We start from the raw sequence: 16050 nt of genomic DNA on the forward strand, positions 1-16050 counted from the left end.
GACGCTTGAGACGTCCGTACGGAGTGAGGAGCTGTCCGTGCGGAGTCCGGCACTGCCCCAGAAAGGTCTCCGGTGACCACCGAACCGCCCCCGCACCCCGCGGCCAGGTCGTACGAAGGTGACGGCATCACCGTCGAGTACGACGTGCACCGGTGTCTGCACGCCGCCGAGTGCGTCCGCGGCCTCCCCACCGTGTTCGACACCGGCCGCAGGCCCTGGATCCGGCCGGGCGAAGCCGTCGCCGACGACATCGCCGACGTCATCCACCGCTGCCCGAGCGGCGCCCTGCAGTACCACCGCACCGACGGCGGGCCCGACGAGGAGCCGGAGGCGCCGACCCGTGTCTCGCTGCACCCCGATGGCGTACTCCACCTGCGCGGCGATCTCGAGGTCGACACTCCCGCCGGTCCCCGCGAGGAGACCCGGGTGATGCTGTGCGGCTGTGGACGCACCCGGAACACCCCCTACTGCGACCACAGCGGCAACTGCGCCGACCACGGCTGATCGCAGTGCGCGGCGACGGGCGCGGCGCGCCGTACGGGTGAAGCAGGGTCGGGGATATATCTGTATTTAGTGCACTCTGCTCGTTCTGTAATCGCCCGCACTGACACGCCCGCCGCCGCGCCCGGTCGTTTTGCGGATGTCCGCCGGCCGGCGGGCGGCGTCGCGGTCGCCCCCGCCACGCAGGCGCGCGCGATGGCAGCTTGGGCGGCCCGGACGTCCTTCCGGGCCGGGTGCGGGACGCCCCGCGGGGCCGTATGACCGCGCTCATCGTCTGCCACTTCGTCCTCGCCGCATGCGCGCGCCCACTGGTGCGGTGGCTGGGGGCGCGCGCCTTCCTGGTCCTCGCGCTGCCGCCCGCCGCCACCACGTGCTGGGCGTTCGCGCAGTGGGACACCGCGGCCTCCGGCGCCTCGGTCACCTGGTCGTGGACCTGGATCCCCGCCTACGACGTCTCCGTCGCCCTGCGGCTGGACGCACTCGCCGAACTCATGGTGCTGCTCGCGGCCGGCATCGGCACACTCGTCCTGCTGTACTGCGCCTCGTACTTCACCGACGACACCCCGCAACTGGCCGGATTCGCCGGGAACCTGCTCGCCTTCGCCGGAGCGATGCTCGCCCTCGTCCTCGCCGACGACCTGATCTCGCTCTATGTGTTCTGGGAGCTGACCACGGTCTTCTCCTACCTGCTGATCGGGTTCAGCAGCGAACACCGGCACAGCCGCCGCTCCGCCCTCCAGGCACTCACCGTCACCACCCTCGGCGGCCTCGCCATGCTGGTCGGCTTCCTGATCATCGGTCAGGCAGCGGGCACCTACCGCATCTCCGCGATCCTCGCCGACCCTCCCGCGACGAGCCTCGCCGTCTCCGTGGCCGTCGTGCTGATCCTGTGCGGGGCCCTGTCGAAATCGGCGATCTGGCCCTTCGGCCTCTGGCTCCCGAACGCCATGGCCGCACCCACCCCCGTCAGCGCTTATCTGCACGCCGCAGCCATGGTCAAGGCCGGTATCTACCTGGTCGCCAGGCTCGCCCCGGGCTTCGCCGACGTACCCGTCTGGCGGCCCGTCGTGATGATCCTCGGCGCCGCGACCATGCTGCTCGGCGGCTGGCGGGCCCTGCGGCTCAACGACCTCAAGCTCGTCCTCGCCTACGGCACCGTCAGCCAGCTCGGTTTCCTCGTCCTGCTCGCCGGCGTCGGCAACCGGGACGCGGCACTGGCCGCCGGTGTCATGATCCTCGGCCACGCCCTGTTCAAGGCGCCGCTGTTCCTCGTCACCGGCATCGTCGACCACGCGGCCGGCACCCGGGACCTGCGCAGACTCTCCGGTGTGGGGCGCGCGCTGCCGCACGTCTGCGCCGTCGCCGTGACCGCCGCCGCCTCCATGGCCGCACTGCCCCCGCTGCTCGGCTTCGCCGCGAAGGAGGCCGCCTTCGACGCGTTGCAGCACGGCGACACCGCGGACCGGTGGGCGCTGGGCATCACCGTGGCAGGGTCGATGCTGACCGTCGCGTACACCGCCCGGTTCGTCTGGGGCGCCTTCCTGCGCAAGCCCGGCGTCGCCGACACCCCGGTCCACCGGGTCGGCTGGGCCTTCCTCGCCCCGCCCGCGCTGCTCGCGGCCTGCGGACTGGTGCTGGGCCCCGGCGTCGGATGGACCGACCGGCTGCTGAGCGCGTACGCGGACACCTTCCCCACCTCCGCCCACCCCTACCACCTCGCGCTCTGGCACGGATGGGGAACCGCCGTGCTGCTCTCGGCCGTCGCCACCGCGGGCGGTGCGGTGCTCTTCGCCGCACGCGGCACGGTCACCCGGCTCTCCCGGCGCATCGCCTGGCCGACCGCCGACAACGTCTTCGGTCATCTGCTGCTCGGCCTCGAACGCCTCTCCCTCCAGGTCACCGGCTTCGTCCAGCGCGGCTCGCTCTCCGTCTACCTCGCCACCACCCTGCTGGTGATGCTCGCCGGCCAGCTCGCCGTGCTCGGAGTGGACCGGCCCTGGCACGGGGCCGCCGCGCCCCGGCTCTGGGACGTACCGCTGCAGGGTGCCGTCGCCCTGCTGACCTGCGCGGCGGCACTGCTCTGTCTCACCGTCAGACGGCGCATGAAGGCCGTGGTGCTGGCCGGACTCACCGGATACGGGACCGCGCTGCTCTTCGTCGTCCAGGGCGGACCGGACCTGGCGCTCACGCAGTTCTGCGTGGAGACCGTGTCGATGATCGTGTTCGTGCTGGTACTGCGGCGGATGCCGGTGCACTTCCAGGAGTCGGTCAGCAGCTGGCGGCGTGCCGTGCGCATTCCGGTGGCGCTGGCCGCGGCGGCCACCCTGAGCGTGGTGGTGTGGGTCGCGGCCGCCGCGCGCACCGCGGAGCCGGCGGGCGCCGCCATGGTCGAGGAGACCGCGCACCACGGCCTCAAGGACGTGGTCGCCACGATCCTCGTCGACCTGCGGGCCTGGGACACCATGGGGGAGTCCGCCGTCCTGGCCGCCGCCGCGATCGGCGTGACGAGCCTCATCTATCTGCACCGCCGCGCCGAGGGTGCCGCGGCGCCGCCGGAGACACGGGGACGTACCGCCTGGTCGGTGACCACCGCCCCGCTGACGGGCCTGCCGCAGGGAGACGAAGGGGCCCCGGAGCGCAGCTGGCTGGCGGCCGGTTCCACGCTGGCGCCCGAGCACCGTTCCGTCGTCTTCGAGGTGGTGGCCCGGCTGCTGTTCCACCCGATCCTGGTGCTCTCGGTGTACCTGCTGTTCTGCGCCGAGAACATGCCGGGCGGCGGCTTCGTCGCCGGCCTCGTCGCCGGCGTCGCGCTGATCACCCGCTATCTGGCGGGCGGCCGGTTCGAACTCGCCGAGGCCGCACCCCTTCAGCCCGGCCTCTTCACCGGGCTCGGACTGTTCCTCTCCACCGGAGTGGCCCTGCTCGGCCTCGCCGACGGAACGGTCCTGCACGCCTGGACCCACCACGGACACCTGCCCCTGATCGGCGACTACCACTTCGGTACGCCGGTGATCTTCGACTGCGGCGTCTACCTGCTGGTCCTGGGCGTGGTGCTGGACATCGTGCGGGCCCTCGGCGCCAAGATCGACCGGCAGATCGAGCGGGCCGCGGCCGATGCGGCGGCCGCGGCGCGAGCGGCCGGAGCGGCTCCCGGGACGGGAGGCACCGCCCCGTGACCGTCAGCGCCTCGCTCCTGGCCACCGCCGCCGTGCTGTGCGCGGTCGGCGGCATCCTCATGCTCACCCGGCCGCTCACCCGGATCCTGCTGGGCGCGGTGATCGCGGGCAACGGCATCAACCTGCTCGTCCTGTCCGCCACCGGATCGGCCGGCCGCGAACCCCTGCTCTACGGCGTCGACCTGGCCCGGGTCACCGATCCGCTGCCCCAGGCCATCGCCCTCACCGCCATCGTCATCACCCTCGCCACCACCGCGTTCCTCCTCGCCATGGCCTACCGCAGCCACCAGCTGACCGGTACGGACGAGGTCCACGACGACCTGGAGGACCGGCGCATCGTGCTGCGCGCCGAGGTGCTGGGGGAGCGCGACGAACTGCGTGAGCAGTACCGGGCCGAGTCCGACCGCTCGGCCGAGGCGCGCCGCCGCTACCGCGAGCAGCGCCGCCGCCTGCGGGCCAGGCTGCGGGCCGACCGTGCCCTCCAGGCCCGGGGCCGGGACGCGACCGGGGACCTGTGGCACGACGTCCTGGGCGCGGACCCGGAGGACTACGCGACGCAGCGGTCCGCGGAAGGGCCGGAGACCCCCACCACCCCCGACGACGCGAACCGAGGAGACACCGGGTGAACGCACTCGTTCCGCTGCCGGTGCTGCTGCCGCTCTGCGCCACCGGCCTGAGCCTCGCCTTCGGCACCCGGCTCAAACAGTTCCAGCGCTTCATCAGCGTCGCCGTGCTCACCGCCGTGCTGGGCCTCTCGGTCACCCTGATGATCGGCGCCGACATGAACGGCCCGCTCACCGTGCACCTCGGCGACTTCGCCCCGCCGCTCGGCATCACCCTGGTCGCCGACCGGCTCTCCGGCCTGATGCTGACCGTCTCCTCGGCCGTCACCCTCTGCGTCCTCGTCTACTCCCTGGGCCAGGGCATGGCCGACCGGGACGAGGAGACTCCGGTGGCGGTCTTCCACCCCGCCTACCTGATCCTGGTCGCCGGGGTCTCCTGCACCTTCCTCGCCGGTGACCTCGTCAACCTCTACGTCGGCTTCGAGATCATGCTGGTCGCCAGCTTCGTCCTGCTCACGCTCGGCGGCACCGGCCCCCGGATCCGGGCGGGCTCCACCTACGTGATCATCTCCCTCTTCTCCTCGATGCTCTTCCTCACCGCCATCGCCATGACGTACGCGGCCACCGGCACCGCCAACTTCGCCCAGCTGGCCGTACGCCTCGCCGAACTCCCGCTGGGCGTCCAGACCCTGATCCAGGCGATGCTGCTGACCGTCTTCGCCATCAAGGCCGCGGTCTTCCCCCTCGCCGCCTGGCTCCCCGACTCCTACCCGACCGCGCCCGCCCCCGTCACCGCGGTCTTCGCCGGACTGCTCACCAAGGTCGGCGTCTACTGCATGCTGCGCACCGAGACCCTGCTCTTCCCCGGCAACCGGCTCGGCGACCTGCTGATGGCCGCGGCACTGGCCTCGATGATCGTCGGCATCCTGGGAGCCGTCGCCCAGACCGACCTGAAACGGCTGCTCTCCTTCACCCTCATCAGCCACATCGGCTACATGGTCTTCGGAATCGGCCTCGCCACCAGGGAGTCCTACGGCGGCGCGATCGTCTACGTCGTCCACCACATCACCGTCCAGACCACGCTCTTCCTGGTGGCCGGGCTCATCGAACGGCGGGGCGGCACCACCGAACTGACCCGGCTCGGCGGCATCGCCAAGGCGGCCCCGCTGCTGGCCGTCCTCTTCTTCGTGCCCGCGATGAACCTGGCCGGCATCCCGCCCCTCTCCGGATTCATCGGCAAGCTCGGCCTCATGCGGGCCGGTGTCGCCGACGGCGGCGTCTGGGCCTGGATCCTCGTCATCGGGTCGGCGGTGACCAGCCTCCTCACGCTGTACGTGATCGCCAAGGTCTGGAACCTGGCGTTCTGGCGGGCCGCACCCCCCGGGCAGGCCATCGACGGCACGGTCCTGGAGTCGGACGACGACAGCGACGAGGACGACAGCGACTACGGACCCGACGGCATGCCCGGCACCGGTGACGAAGGGGTACGCCTGCGGCATCAGCCGGCCGGGCTCGCGGTCGCGGCCACCCTGCACGGCCACGCCGTCACCACCACGACCCGACTGCCCCGGCTCATGACCTGGGCGACCGCCGCGACGGTCGCGCTCGGCCTCGCCTTCACGGTGTTCGCGGGGCCGCTGACCTCGTACACCGACCGCTCGGCCGCCGAACTCATCGCGCGTACCCCCTACATCGAGGCGGTGCTCGGCCGGTGAAACGCCTGATCACCTTCTCCCTCCGGAACAGGGACCTGCCGCCCTTCAGCTGCGAGTTCGGCGGACGCCGGCGGCGGGTGCTCGACCTTCCGCTGATCGCCTGGCTCACCGTCATCTGGGTGCTGCTCTGGTCCAGCCTGAACTGGGCCAACGTGCTGACCGGGGCCGTCGTCGCGGTGGCCGTCTGCCTGGCCTTCCCCCTGCCGCGCGTCGATCTGGGGCTGCGCCTGCACCCCTGGGGCATCCTGCGGCTGGCCGGCTATCTCTTCTACGACATGTACACCTCCGGCGTGAAGGTCACCCGGCAGATCTTCGGCAACCACCCGCACCGGGCGGCCGTCATCGCCGTACCGCTGCGCTGCCGCTCGGACCTGATGCTCGCGGCGACCGCCGTCGCGGTCTCGAACGTGCCCGGCGGATCGGTCGTCGAGGTGCGCCGCGCCACCGCCACCGTCTTCGTACACGTCCTCGAAGCCGACCGGCCCGCCGCACTGGACGCCGCCCGCCGCTCCGTATGGCGCCTGGAGGAGCTGACCGTCCGGGCCTTCGGCACGCCCGACGAGATCGCCCGCGTCGCCGTACCACCCCCGCCCGCACCGCACACCGGCCGGCAGCCGGGAGACCAGGAGGAGGGCACATGAGCGTGCCGGAGACCGTCGACCGGGTGCTGCTCACCGCGGCCGTCGTACTCATCGTCGTCGCCGGGGCGGGCCTGCTGACCCGCATCTGGCGCGGCCCGTCCATGCTGGACCGGGCGATCTCGCTGGATGTCTGCGCGGCGCTCATCATCGCCGGGCTCGGCGCCAAGTCCGCCTTCGCGCGGGACGCGTTCTACTTCCCGATCATGCTGGTGCTGGCCTTCCTCGGCTTCACCGGTTCGGTCGGCATCGCGCGCTTCATCGCGGTACGCGACCGGCCACCGGGCCGCCCGCGCGCCGGCGGCCCCCGGCGGACCGACAAGGAAACCCCATGAGTGTCTGGGTCCGGATCGCCGATACCGCGGGCGCGCTCCTGGTGCTGGCCGGCGCCGCCATCTGTCTGCTCGGCGTGGTCGGCATGCTGCGGCTGCCGGACGTCCTGTCCCGCAGCCACGCCGCGACCAAGCCGCAGTCCCTCGGACTGCTGCTCGTGCTGGCCGGCGTCGCGCTGCGCCTGCGCAGCGGTATGGACCTCGCGACGCTGGGGCTGATCGGCTTCTTCCAGCTGATGACCGGTCCGGTGGCCGCGCACCTGGTCGCGCGCTCCGCCTACCGGACGGGCCAGATCGACCACGGTGAGCTGCTCTTCGACGAACTGGACGAACAGCTCACCGAGGAGAGCTGACCGGTCCGGCAGACGGAGCGGCGGTCAGAACTCCCGGCGCATCGCGCTGCGGCCCGCGGCGGACAGCAGGGAACCGATCGCGATCCCGATGACGAGATACAGCGCCGCCGAACCGATCTTGGCGTCCAACTGCGCGGAGGTGGTGAAGGGCAGCAGCACCATGACGGCGGTGGCGAGGGTGATGATCCATACGAAGAAGGTGCCCGGCTGCGGCGTCGCCAGCATCAGCACGTGCAGCAGGCCGGTGGCCACCAGGGCGGCCAGCGCGGCCCCCACGGCCAGCATTCCCGTCGACGCGTCGCCCATCGCCCCGTCACCCTCCGGCGCGAACACGGGAACGCCCAGCACCCCGCGGATCAGCAGCAGCCCGACCACGGCGGTGAGCGCGGCGACGACGGCGGTCATGGCACCGCCCGCCCACAGCCGCCCGGCGTCGATGCGGGAGCGCTGCGGCCGGGGCACGTGCTGGGGCGGGACATAACCGGTCTGCTGCGGCTGCCACTCGTAACCGTCCTGTGGGTCCATGACCGGACCTCTCCCCTCGATCGACCGAATCCCGATCGTCGGACGGCCGGGGCACGGCGGCGACCGGGAACGGTCCGAACGGGTGAGACCGGCGGGGTGACGGTCGCTCAGGAGACGGACGCGCAGGCAGGGGTCCGCGCCGGACCGGCGCGCACCGGGCCCGTCCCGCCGGCTACCGGGCCTCGGGACCGGACGTCAGTATCGCCTCGATCGTCCCTTCCTGGAGCGGGTGCGGGCGGCAGGCCCCGCCGCCGTCCGCCGCCAGGCCGCGCAGCAGATCGATCGCGGCGACGGCCGAGCGCTCGGCCGGCCGGAACGGGGCCGAGTGGACGGACCGGCTCCGGGCGGTGTGCCCCGCCTCCGCGGCCGTCACCGCGCCGCCGCTGCCCGTACCCGCCGCTGTCCCTGTCGTCACCATGAGGGAAGTTCAGCACACGGCTCCCACAACGCCGGGCGGAGCCAGGGTTGTTCAGGCGCCGTCCGGCCGGATCAGGGCCGGTTCCCGTACGCTCTGCCCGCACGGGCGACAACGGCACGCGGGAGGAACCGGTGGACGACAACCGCATGAGGGCACGCGAGCTGGGGATACCCCTGACCGGTGAGCCGGGGGAGTGGAACGCGATCACGGACGTCCCCGGCGTCGAGGTCGGCTATGTGACGCTCTGCGAGGGCGACGACGTACGCACCGGGGTCACCGCCCTCCTCCCGCGCGGCCGGGACGGCGTCGGCTCGCCGTGCTCGGCCGGCTGGCACTCGTTCAACGGCAACGGCGAGATGACCGGCACCGCCTGGATCGAGGAGAGCGGATCGCTCGCCGTGCCGGTGGTCATCACCAACACCTATGCGGTCGGCCCGGTCCACCGCGGTGTCGTCGAGTGGGTGCGCGCCAACCGCCGCGACATGGCGCCCGAGTGGCTGCTGCCGGTGGTCACCGAGACCTGGGACGGCCACCTCAACGATATCCACGGCCCGGCCGTGGAGCCCCGACACGCGGCGGCCGCGATCGAGGCGGCCTCCTCCGGCCCGGTGGCGGAGGGATGCGTCGGCGGCGGTACGGGCATGCGCTGCTACGGCTTCAAGGGCGGCTCGGGCACGGCCTCGCGGGTGGTGGAGTACGGCGGGGACCGCTACACCGTGGGCGCCTTCGTGCAGGCCAACTTCGGCGCGCGGCGCGAACTGGTGGTGGCCGGTGTCCCGGTGGGCCGGGAACTGCCCGACGGGCCCGCGCCCGTGGCCGACGGCGAGCGTCCGGTCCCGCCCGGTGCGGGCTCGGTGATCGTGGTCGTGGCCACGGACGCACCCCTGCTGCCGGGCCAGTGCAAGGCGCTGGCCCGGCGGGCGACCCTGGGCCTCGCCCGCACCGGCACCACCGGCAGCCACTTCTCCGGCGATATCTTCCTCGCCTTCTCCACGGCCAACCCCGGCGCGCTGAACAGCACGTTCCCCGAGGACGACGGCAGCGCGCCCTACGAGTCGATGCGCTTCGTGCCGTGGGGGCGGATGGACCCCTTCTACGGCGCGGTGGTCGAGTCGGTGGAGGAGGCGGTCCTCAACGTGCTCACCGGCGCGCACTCGATGACCGGCCGGGCCGGCCACCACGTCCCGGCGCTGCCGCTGGACCGGGTCGCCGAACTGCTCGCCGCACGGGGCGTGGTGGCGTAGCGGGGCCCGGCCGCCCGGCCTCGGCCTACCGGGCAGCCGGTTTCGGCGCCGGGCGCTCCAGCGGTGTCCGCCGGATTCCGGTGATGACCCAGGTCCCGCCCTGCTTCGCCAGGTTCACCGTGCGGTGCTCGGTGTACGGGGTGCCCACCGCGAGCCCGCTCTTCTTGAGGTAGGCGGGGTGTCCCGCGGTGAACTCGAAGACCGTGTCCATTTCGGCCTTGGCGGTCCTGCGGTCCTTGTAGACGGTCGAGCGGTACCAGGCGACCTTCTCCTGGCGGGTGGAAAGACCGTTGTCCCGGAAGAGCGCGGTCACCTTCGTGCCGTAGTTCTGGGCCTCCAGCGCCTTCTTGAACTCGCCGCCGTAGAAGGCGAACTCGTTCTTCACACTCTCGGTGACCGAATCGCTGCTGCGGTCGTCGACCGTGCCCGAGTGGAGCACGACGGTTCTGCGGATCGCGGTGACGTCCGGATCGTCGTCCGCCAGGGTTTCGACCCTCTCGCCGTCGGCGCCGATGAGCGTCCACAGGGAGCGGTTCTCCGGGCCGGTGGGCGGTCCGGCCTGCCGCGTGACGGGGGAGCGTTCCGGGTCCGGGGCGGCGGACCCGGCCCCGGAGTCGCAGCCGCTGAACAGCAGCACGGCGAGCGTGGGCAGGACGAGGCGGGTGGCGAGGCGGCGTGCGCGCATGGGCGGGGCTCCTGGGTGGGAGGCGCGCCCCGGTGGCCCGGGGCGCGCCGTGGTGGGTCAGCGGTGGATCACGACGCCGGTTCGGGCGTCCACTGGCTCGTCCAGTAGCCGGCCGGCACGTCACCCTGCTCGACGTATCCGGTCAGGCCCTCGGTGTGCGCGTAGCCGCCGGACGCCCGGTTCCTCAGGCGCAGGTAGCCCGCCTCGGACTCCTGCGTCCAGTCGGCCCCGGGCGCGTCCGCGGCCGCTGTGCCGTAGTGGACATAGCTGTCGGACGTGGACGTGCGGAGGTAGTCCCCCGTCCACCGGTTGCGGAAGCGGGTGTAGCCGGCCGGTGTGGTCTCCGGCGCCCACTGGGAGCTCCAGGCGGTGGCGGGCGGGCTGCCGTACTCGGCCTTGCCGGTCTTGTTCTCGATGTGCAGGTACTGCGAGGTCTCGCGGTTCTTCAGCCGCTCGTACCCGCTGTCGGCGTATCCGCCGTCCTTCTTCCACACGCGCAGGTAGTCCACGCTCCAGGACTTGGGCCAGACGTCGTTGTGCTGGCCGGACCCGGCGTCCGTGTAGATGCCCATGATCATGCCCATGGGCATGTTGGGGGCGTCGTTGATGGTCTTGTAGAGCTGGTTGTCGTAGTAGAAGTTGAGCTGAGTGGGCGTCCAGTCCATCCCGTAGACGTGGTACTCCTCGGTGGGCTCGCCACTGGGCACCGGGTCCTCGTGCGACACCCAGGAGCCGAGGAAGGCGGGGTCGCCCCAGCCGTACGCGGCGATCCGCCAGGTGTCGGGCTTGCTGAAGAACGTCTCGATCATGTCGATCTCGGCGTTGGCCGACGCGCTGCTCGTGTCCTTCGTGCCGACCATCCACAGGGCCTGGTGTCCACCGCCGCCGGCGCCGGAGAGCTTGGCGCGGGTCTCGACGTAGCCGTACTGCGTGGAGTAGCCGTTGAAGTCGGGCTCGTGGTGGTCGTTCGGCATCGCGTAGTTGAACCGGTGCCACCAGTCCTTGTTGTACGTCTGGATGCTGGAGATCTTCACCGTGCTGTCGTAGGCGGGGTTCCAGGCCGGGGTGTCCTGGTCGACGCGCTCGGTGAGCACTCCGTCCGCGACGGTGTAACGGGCCTTGGCCTTCTCCCGGTCCGACGTCCAGTGGGGGAGGTAGTACGGCAGCCACTTGTCCGTGTCCAGGGAGCTTCCGCTGAACTCCTCCTGGAAGTCCAGCGTGTACCCCGGCTTGGCCGTCGGGTTTGCGGGGAAGTCCGCGGCCGACGCGGCCGGGGCGCCGGCGAGTGTGCCCAGCGCGCCGAGGGCGGCAGCCAGCACTCCTATGAGCGGGGTGCGCAGACGACGGTGTCTCAACTTGGCTCCTTCGGGACAGAGTTCAGCAGGCCCGGCTGCCGCTGCGCAGGCAGGACGACAACGCCGGGGCTCTTTCGAAAGAAAGTTTCCTGCGTAATGTGCCGTCAGGTCTTCCCGGTGTCAACCGTCGTGCGTGCGTCAGTTGGCCGGCTGTTCCGCCGCGAACAGCCGCCCGCGCACCAGATCCCGGGCGGCCTCCACGCCGCCCACGGCCACCGCGCCCGCGCTGAGCGCGCTGAGCGTCAGGGGCGGGACCTCGTAGCAGATGCCGGTGAGCTGCTCCCGCACCGCTTCCAGGACGGCGGGCCCCGCCCCGGCCAGTGCGCCGCCGAGCACGATGAGCTGCGGGTCGACCGCGAGGACCATCGCGCCGATGCCGTCCGCCACCGCGCGGGCGTAGCTGTCGACCGTGGCCTGTGCCGCCGGGTCCCCGTGCCGGGCGCGGGTGAAGACCAGATGGGCGGCCTCTCCGGGGTCGGGCGGGGCGGCGCCGGAGCCGCCGCCGAGCTTGGCCGGGGTGTCCTCCCAGCCCAGGCTCGGATGCCTGCCGATCTCGCCCGCCGCCCCCGTGCGACCGGTGAACGGCTTGCCGTTGACCAGGATTCCCACACCGAGCCGGTTGTCGAGGTGGACGTACAGCACGTCGGACGTCCCGCGGGCGGCGCCGATGCGGTGTTCGGCCAGGACGGCCAGGTTGGTGTCCTTCATCGCCACGACCGGGCAGCGCAGCAGCTCGTGGAGCCGGTCGGCGAGGTGTACTCCCGACCACTGGTGGATGGCCACGCTCAGCCGTACGGACCCGCGCGCGTCCACGATCCCCGGCGTTCCGACGCCTGCCGCCCACAGGGGTGAGCCGCCGGCGGGAAGGTGTTCGCGCACCAGGCCGGCGGCTTCCCGCAGCCGTTCGTCTGGGTCGAGCGCGGCGGGGGTGGGGCGGTGGGCGTCGGCCAGCAGGTTCCCGCCGAGGTCGGTGATCCGTACGGAGATGCCGTGGGAGTCGATGTGGATGCCGGCGAGGCGTCCGGCGTCGAAGTCGAAGGCGTAGCGCTGGGCGGGGCGCCCGCCCGTACGCGTCGCGTCCTGGCCGTCGAGGGTGAGGCGGCCGTCCGCCACCAGGGCGGTGACGATGCCGCGCACCGTGGGGCGGGACAGCGCGGTGACCTGCGCGATGGCGTTGGTGGTCAGCGGCGGTCCGTCGTACAGCAGTTGCAGGACCCGGCTGGTGTTGAGATGGCGCAGAGCGCTCTGGTCGCCGCCCGGCAGGACGTCCGAGTTCTTCATGTCCCCCACTTGCTGCGTACTTTTCGGGTCACGGATCGACATACCTGCCCTTTACCTCTTGACGGGCGCAGTGACGTATCCGATCCTTTCGAAGGAAAGTTTCCTTCGAAACTCGCTGGCTGGCAACCTCGGCTCGACATCCTGCCACACCAGCGATTCCTCCCCCCGTGTTCACAGGAGAGCAGCGTCGATGAAGATCAGCAGAGTTCTGGCAGGAGCCGTCCTGGTGGCGTTGTGCGGGACCGCCTGCGCACCCGGCGCTTCGACGGAGCCGACGGGGGCGAAGCCGTCCGGCCCGGTGAAGAAGGGAGTGACCGGCGAGAAGGTCACGCTCAAGCTGGTCTCCACGCCCGAGTCGGGAGCGGCGGTCAAGACCATCATCAAGGCCTTCGAGGCGAAGTACCCCCAGATCACCATCGACTACGAGGACAACAACGTCGATGACTACAACAAGGCGCTGAACCTCTCGCTCGCCTCCGACCAGGCGCCCGACATCGCACTCCTCAACTCGGTGGGCACGACGGTCAAGGACGGCCTGGTCCTCGACCTGTCCCGCTACGCGAAGGCGTACGACTGGGACAAGACGTACCCGAGCACGCAGCTCAGCCAGTGGCGGGTCGCCGAGGACGGCAGCACGCTCGGCACGGGCGGCCTGTACGCGGCCCCCGCCGGGTTCTCCCTGGTGGGCGTCTACTACAACAAGGCGAAGGCGGCCAAGGCCGGCATCACCACCCCGCCGGCCACCCTGGAGGAGTTCGAGGCGGCCCTCGCCAAGGCGAAGAAGGCCGGCGAACTGCCGCTGCAGCTCGGCAACCAGCAGGGCCACGCCTCCTTCCCGGTCCAGCTCATCGGCCAGTCGGCGGACGGCGCCGAGCAGGCCGCGAAGTGGACCTTCGGCCGGCAGGGCGCCACCTTCGACACCCCGGGCAACCGCACCGCCGCCGACAAGCTCGTGGCCTGGAACAAGAAGGGCTACCTGCCGGACGGCGCCAACGGCACCGATCTGCAGACGGCCGTCGACAAGTTCACCAAGGGCCAGGGCGTCTACTTCGTCGACGGCAACTGGGACGCCGGGAAGATCGGCGACAAGCTCGGCAAGGACGCGGGATTCATCGCCTTCCCCTCGCCGAAGGCCACCGCGATCGGCACCTCCGTCGCGTACGCCATCTCCTCGAAGAGCAAGAACGCGGACACCGCGGCCTACTTCCTGGACTTCCTGCACTCGCCCGAGGCATCGGCCGCCGAGTTCAAGGCCGGCTTCATGCCCGCCGACCTCACCGCCGCCAAGCCGCAGGACGGCACCGTGATGAAGGACATCGTCGCGGCCTGGGGACGGGTCAACGACGACAACGGTCTCGTCGGCTTCAACAACAACGCCACCGCGACCATGAACGACAAGCTCACCGCCACCACCCAGGAACTCCTCGCGGGCCGCACGGACACCGGCGGCTTCGTCAAGGCGATCCAGGACGAGTGGTCCAAGACGCATGGCTGACACGCTCGTGCGTACCGAGCGGTCAGTGGCTGCGGCCAAGGCCCGGCGCGGGGCGCTCGCCGCCCCGCGCCGCAAGGGCCGGCTGGTGCCGCTGCTGTACGTGGCCCCCGCTCTGGTCTTCTACGCACTCTTCGTCATCGCACCCTGGCTGCACAGCTTCTGGATCTCGTTCTGGAACTGGAACGGGATCGGCACCGCCACCTGGGCCGGACTCTCCAACTACACCGCGGTGTTCGAGGAACCGGCCCTGCGCGCCGCCCTGACGCACGCGTTCGGCTTCATCGTCTTCTACACGGTCGTCCCGGTCATCCTCGGCCTGATCCTGGCCGCCGTGACCTCGGCCGTCCCGTGGCGGGCCATGCCGGTGATCCGCACCATCATCTTCCTGCCGCAGATCCTGCCGCTCGTCGCGGTGGGCGTCGTCTGGAAGTGGATCTACGGTGAGGACGGCCCGCTCAACCAGATGCTGCGCGCCGTCGGCCTGGGCTCCCTGGCCCGCGCCTGGCTGGGCGACTTCACCTACGCCTTCCCGGCCGTCGGCCTGATCGGCACCTGGGTCTCCACCGGACTGTGCTTCCTGCTCCTGCTGTCCGGCATCGGCAAGATCGAGCCGTCGCTCTACGAGGCGGCCCGGCTGGACGGCTGCGGCCGGGTGCGCGAGTTCTGGCACATCACCGTCCCGGGCCTGCGCAAGGAGATCGGCGTCGCCTGCAACGTCACCGTCATCTCGGCCCTCGCCGGATTCGACGTCGTGTACGTGATGACGGGCGGCGGACCCGGCTACTCCACGATGGTCCCTGGTGTCCAGGTCTACCAGCTCGTCTTCACCGCCGGCCGGGTCGGCACCGCATGCGCCCTGGCCACGGTGCTCTCCCTCATCACCTGTGCGGCCATGTTCGGCCTCAACAGGCTGTCGCGGGAGCGCTGAGGCATGCCGCGCATCTCACTGGAGTACCCCCGATGACCAAGCAACTGCCCAGGCTGGCACTCATCGTCGCCGCCGCAGCCGTCCTGTTCCCGTTCCTCGCGCTGTTCACCGCGGCGCTCCAGCCGCAGAGCAACCTCTCACCGGGGCTGTCCTGGCCGTCCGACCCGCAGTGGGGCAACTTCGCCACCGCGTGGACCACGGCCGGATTCGGGTCGCTGCTGAAGTCGAGCGCCATCATCGCGCTCGGCGTCGTCCCCATCGCCCTCGTCCTCGCGACCCTCGCCGGCTACGGCCTGGCCACCATGCAGCTGAAGGCCAAGGGCCCGCTCTTCGCCCTCCTGATGCTCGGACTGGCCCTGCCGTACGAGGCCATCGTGATCCCCCTCTACTACGACCTGGACACGGTCGGCCTGCTGAACACCTACTGGGCCGTGATCCTGCCGCTGGTCGGGCTGTTCATGCCCTTCGGCGTCTTCTGGATGCGTACGCACTTCGAGTCGCTGCCCAAGGAGCTGATGGAGGCCGCCTCCGTGGACGGCGCGAACAGCTGGCGCACCCTCACCCGGGTTCTGCTCCCGACCGCCGTCCCCGCGCTCACCACGCTCGGCCTCCTCTACTTCATGTGGGCGTGGAACCAGTTCCTGCTGGCCCTGGTGCTCATCCAGGACCCGATAATGCGCACGGCCCCGTCGGGCCTCGGCAAGTTCGTCCAGCAGTACGGCAAGAACATCCCGCTGCTGTCCGCCGGCACCTTCATCGTGATCGCACCGATCGTGCTGATCTACCTCTTCTTCCAGCGTCACTTCATCAAGGGCATCCTCCAGGGTGCCGTCAAGTAAGG

16 protein-coding genes are annotated in these 16050 nt (G+C 71.2%); 11 read left to right on the forward strand and 5 right to left on the reverse strand.

What is annotated here, in order from left to right; all coding sequences use genetic code 11:
- Positions 1-72: 72 nt before the first annotated feature.
- The 7 genes from OG782_RS29195 to mnhG all read left to right on the forward strand — a co-directional run bounded on the left by OG782_RS29195 (position 73) and on the right by mnhG (position 7278).
- A complete protein-coding gene (locus OG782_RS29195; protein ID WP_406455957.1) occupies positions 73-504 on the forward strand; it encodes a (4Fe-4S)-binding protein in 432 nt (143 codons plus the stop codon).
- A 254-nt stretch (positions 505-758) separates the two neighbouring features.
- Positions 759-3677, forward strand: coding sequence for a Na+/H+ antiporter subunit A (locus OG782_RS29200; protein WP_406455959.1), 2919 nt, complete (start codon positions 759-761; stop codon positions 3675-3677).
- Entirely contained in the window at positions 3674-4303 is a 630-nt protein-coding gene (locus OG782_RS29205; protein ID WP_406455961.1) for a Na(+)/H(+) antiporter subunit C, read from the forward strand. The genes OG782_RS29200 and OG782_RS29205 overlap by 4 nt, the downstream gene beginning before the upstream one ends.
- Complete coding sequence (locus OG782_RS29210; protein ID WP_406455963.1) at positions 4300-5955, forward strand: Na+/H+ antiporter subunit D; 1656 nt, start codon at positions 4300-4302, stop codon at positions 5953-5955. The genes OG782_RS29205 and OG782_RS29210 overlap by 4 nt, the downstream gene beginning before the upstream one ends.
- Positions 5952-6596 (forward strand): Na+/H+ antiporter subunit E, encoded by a 645-nt coding sequence (locus OG782_RS29215; RefSeq protein ID WP_406455965.1) that lies wholly within the window; start codon positions 5952-5954, stop codon positions 6594-6596. Before OG782_RS29210 ends, OG782_RS29215 begins: the two co-directional genes overlap by 4 nt.
- Positions 6593-6928: a monovalent cation/H+ antiporter complex subunit F gene (locus tag OG782_RS29220; protein WP_406455967.1), complete on the forward strand. Its 336-nt coding sequence runs from the start codon at positions 6593-6595 to the stop codon at positions 6926-6928. Before OG782_RS29215 ends, OG782_RS29220 begins: the two co-directional genes overlap by 4 nt.
- Positions 6925-7278, forward strand: a complete 354-nt coding sequence (gene mnhG / locus OG782_RS29225; protein WP_406455969.1) for a monovalent cation/H(+) antiporter subunit G — start codon at positions 6925-6927, stop codon at positions 7276-7278. The genes OG782_RS29220 and mnhG overlap by 4 nt, the downstream gene beginning before the upstream one ends.
- Positions 7279-7302: 24 nt before the next feature.
- Here the strand turns inward: mnhG and OG782_RS29230 are convergent, their stop codons facing one another.
- Both OG782_RS29230 and OG782_RS29235 read right to left on the reverse strand, forming a co-directional pair.
- Complete coding sequence (locus OG782_RS29230; protein WP_406455971.1) at positions 7303-7803, reverse strand: DUF6069 family protein; 501 nt, start codon at positions 7801-7803, stop codon at positions 7303-7305.
- Between the two features lie 172 nt (positions 7804-7975).
- Entirely contained in the window at positions 7976-8221 is a 246-nt protein-coding gene (locus tag OG782_RS29235; protein WP_406455973.1) for a hypothetical protein, read from the reverse strand.
- Between the two features lie 146 nt (positions 8222-8367).
- Here OG782_RS29235 and OG782_RS29240 point away from each other — a divergent pair, with 146 nt between their 5' ends.
- Complete coding sequence (locus tag OG782_RS29240) at positions 8368-9465, forward strand: P1 family peptidase (protein WP_406459332.1); 1098 nt, start codon at positions 8368-8370, stop codon at positions 9463-9465.
- 25 nt (positions 9466-9490) lie between these two features.
- Here OG782_RS29240 and OG782_RS29245 read toward each other — a convergent pair whose 3' ends face one another.
- The 3 genes from OG782_RS29245 to OG782_RS29255 form a co-directional block, all read right to left on the reverse strand.
- Complete coding sequence (locus OG782_RS29245) at positions 9491-10150, reverse strand: hypothetical protein (RefSeq protein ID WP_406455975.1); 660 nt, start codon at positions 10148-10150, stop codon at positions 9491-9493.
- Between the two features lie 68 nt (positions 10151-10218).
- The gene (locus tag OG782_RS29250) at positions 10219-11505 is read right to left on the reverse strand and encodes a family 16 glycosylhydrolase (protein WP_406455977.1); all 1287 of its coding nucleotides are present in this window, start codon (positions 11503-11505) and stop codon (positions 10219-10221) included.
- Between the two features lie 138 nt (positions 11506-11643).
- Entirely contained in the window at positions 11644-12786 is a 1143-nt protein-coding gene (locus OG782_RS29255) for an ROK family protein (protein WP_406455979.1), read from the reverse strand.
- Between the two features lie 190 nt (positions 12787-12976).
- Between OG782_RS29255 and OG782_RS29260 the strand changes: the two genes are divergently transcribed.
- The 3 genes from OG782_RS29260 to OG782_RS29270 are packed head-to-tail and all read left to right on the forward strand — an operon-like array spanning position 12977 to position 16048.
- Positions 12977-14281 carry an ABC transporter substrate-binding protein gene (locus OG782_RS29260; RefSeq protein ID WP_406455981.1) on the forward strand — a complete coding sequence of 435 codons (1305 nt, stop codon included), beginning with the start codon at positions 12977-12979 and terminating at the stop codon, positions 14279-14281.
- Positions 14274-15209, forward strand: a complete 936-nt coding sequence (locus OG782_RS29265; protein ID WP_406455983.1) for a carbohydrate ABC transporter permease — start codon at positions 14274-14276, stop codon at positions 15207-15209. The genes OG782_RS29260 and OG782_RS29265 overlap by 8 nt, the downstream gene beginning before the upstream one ends.
- A 32-nt stretch (positions 15210-15241) precedes the next feature.
- Positions 15242-16048 (forward strand): carbohydrate ABC transporter permease, encoded by an 807-nt coding sequence (locus OG782_RS29270; protein WP_406455985.1) that lies wholly within the window; start codon positions 15242-15244, stop codon positions 16046-16048.
- Positions 16049-16050: the final 2 nt, after the last annotated feature.

Source organism: Streptomyces sp. NBC_00876 (assembly GCF_045207435.1).
Classification (GTDB): domain Bacteria; phylum Actinomycetota; class Actinomycetes; order Streptomycetales; family Streptomycetaceae; genus Streptomyces.

Bases quoted from the DNA above. Each gene is read 5' to 3' on its own strand.
- OG782_RS29235 (WP_406455973.1), bottom strand. From the start codon at position 8,221: ATGGTGACGACAGGGACAGCGGCGGGTACGGGCAGCGGCGGCGCGGTG.
- OG782_RS29240 (WP_406459332.1), top strand. From the start codon at position 8,368: ATGAGGGCACGCGAGCTGGGGATACCCCTGACCGGTGAGCCGGGGGAG.
- OG782_RS29255 (WP_406455979.1), bottom strand. From the start codon at position 12,786: ATGAAGAACTCGGACGTCCTGCCGGGCGGCGACCAGAGCGCTCTGCGC.
- OG782_RS29230 (WP_406455971.1), bottom strand. From the start codon at position 7,803: ATGGACCCACAGGACGGTTACGAGTGGCAGCCGCAGCAGACCGGTTAT.
- OG782_RS29265 (WP_406455983.1), top strand. From the start codon at position 14,274: ATGGCTGACACGCTCGTGCGTACCGAGCGGTCAGTGGCTGCGGCCAAG.
- OG782_RS29270 (WP_406455985.1), top strand. From the start codon at position 15,242: ATGACCAAGCAACTGCCCAGGCTGGCACTCATCGTCGCCGCCGCAGCC.
- OG782_RS29245 (WP_406455975.1), bottom strand. From the start codon at position 10,150: ATGCGCGCACGCCGCCTCGCCACCCGCCTCGTCCTGCCCACGCTCGCC.
- OG782_RS29260 (WP_406455981.1), top strand. From the start codon at position 12,977: ATGAAGATCAGCAGAGTTCTGGCAGGAGCCGTCCTGGTGGCGTTGTGC.
- mnhG (WP_406455969.1), top strand. From the start codon at position 6,925: ATGAGTGTCTGGGTCCGGATCGCCGATACCGCGGGCGCGCTCCTGGTG.
- OG782_RS29200 (WP_406455959.1), top strand. From the start codon at position 759: ATGACCGCGCTCATCGTCTGCCACTTCGTCCTCGCCGCATGCGCGCGC.
- OG782_RS29220 (WP_406455967.1), top strand. From the start codon at position 6,593: ATGAGCGTGCCGGAGACCGTCGACCGGGTGCTGCTCACCGCGGCCGTC.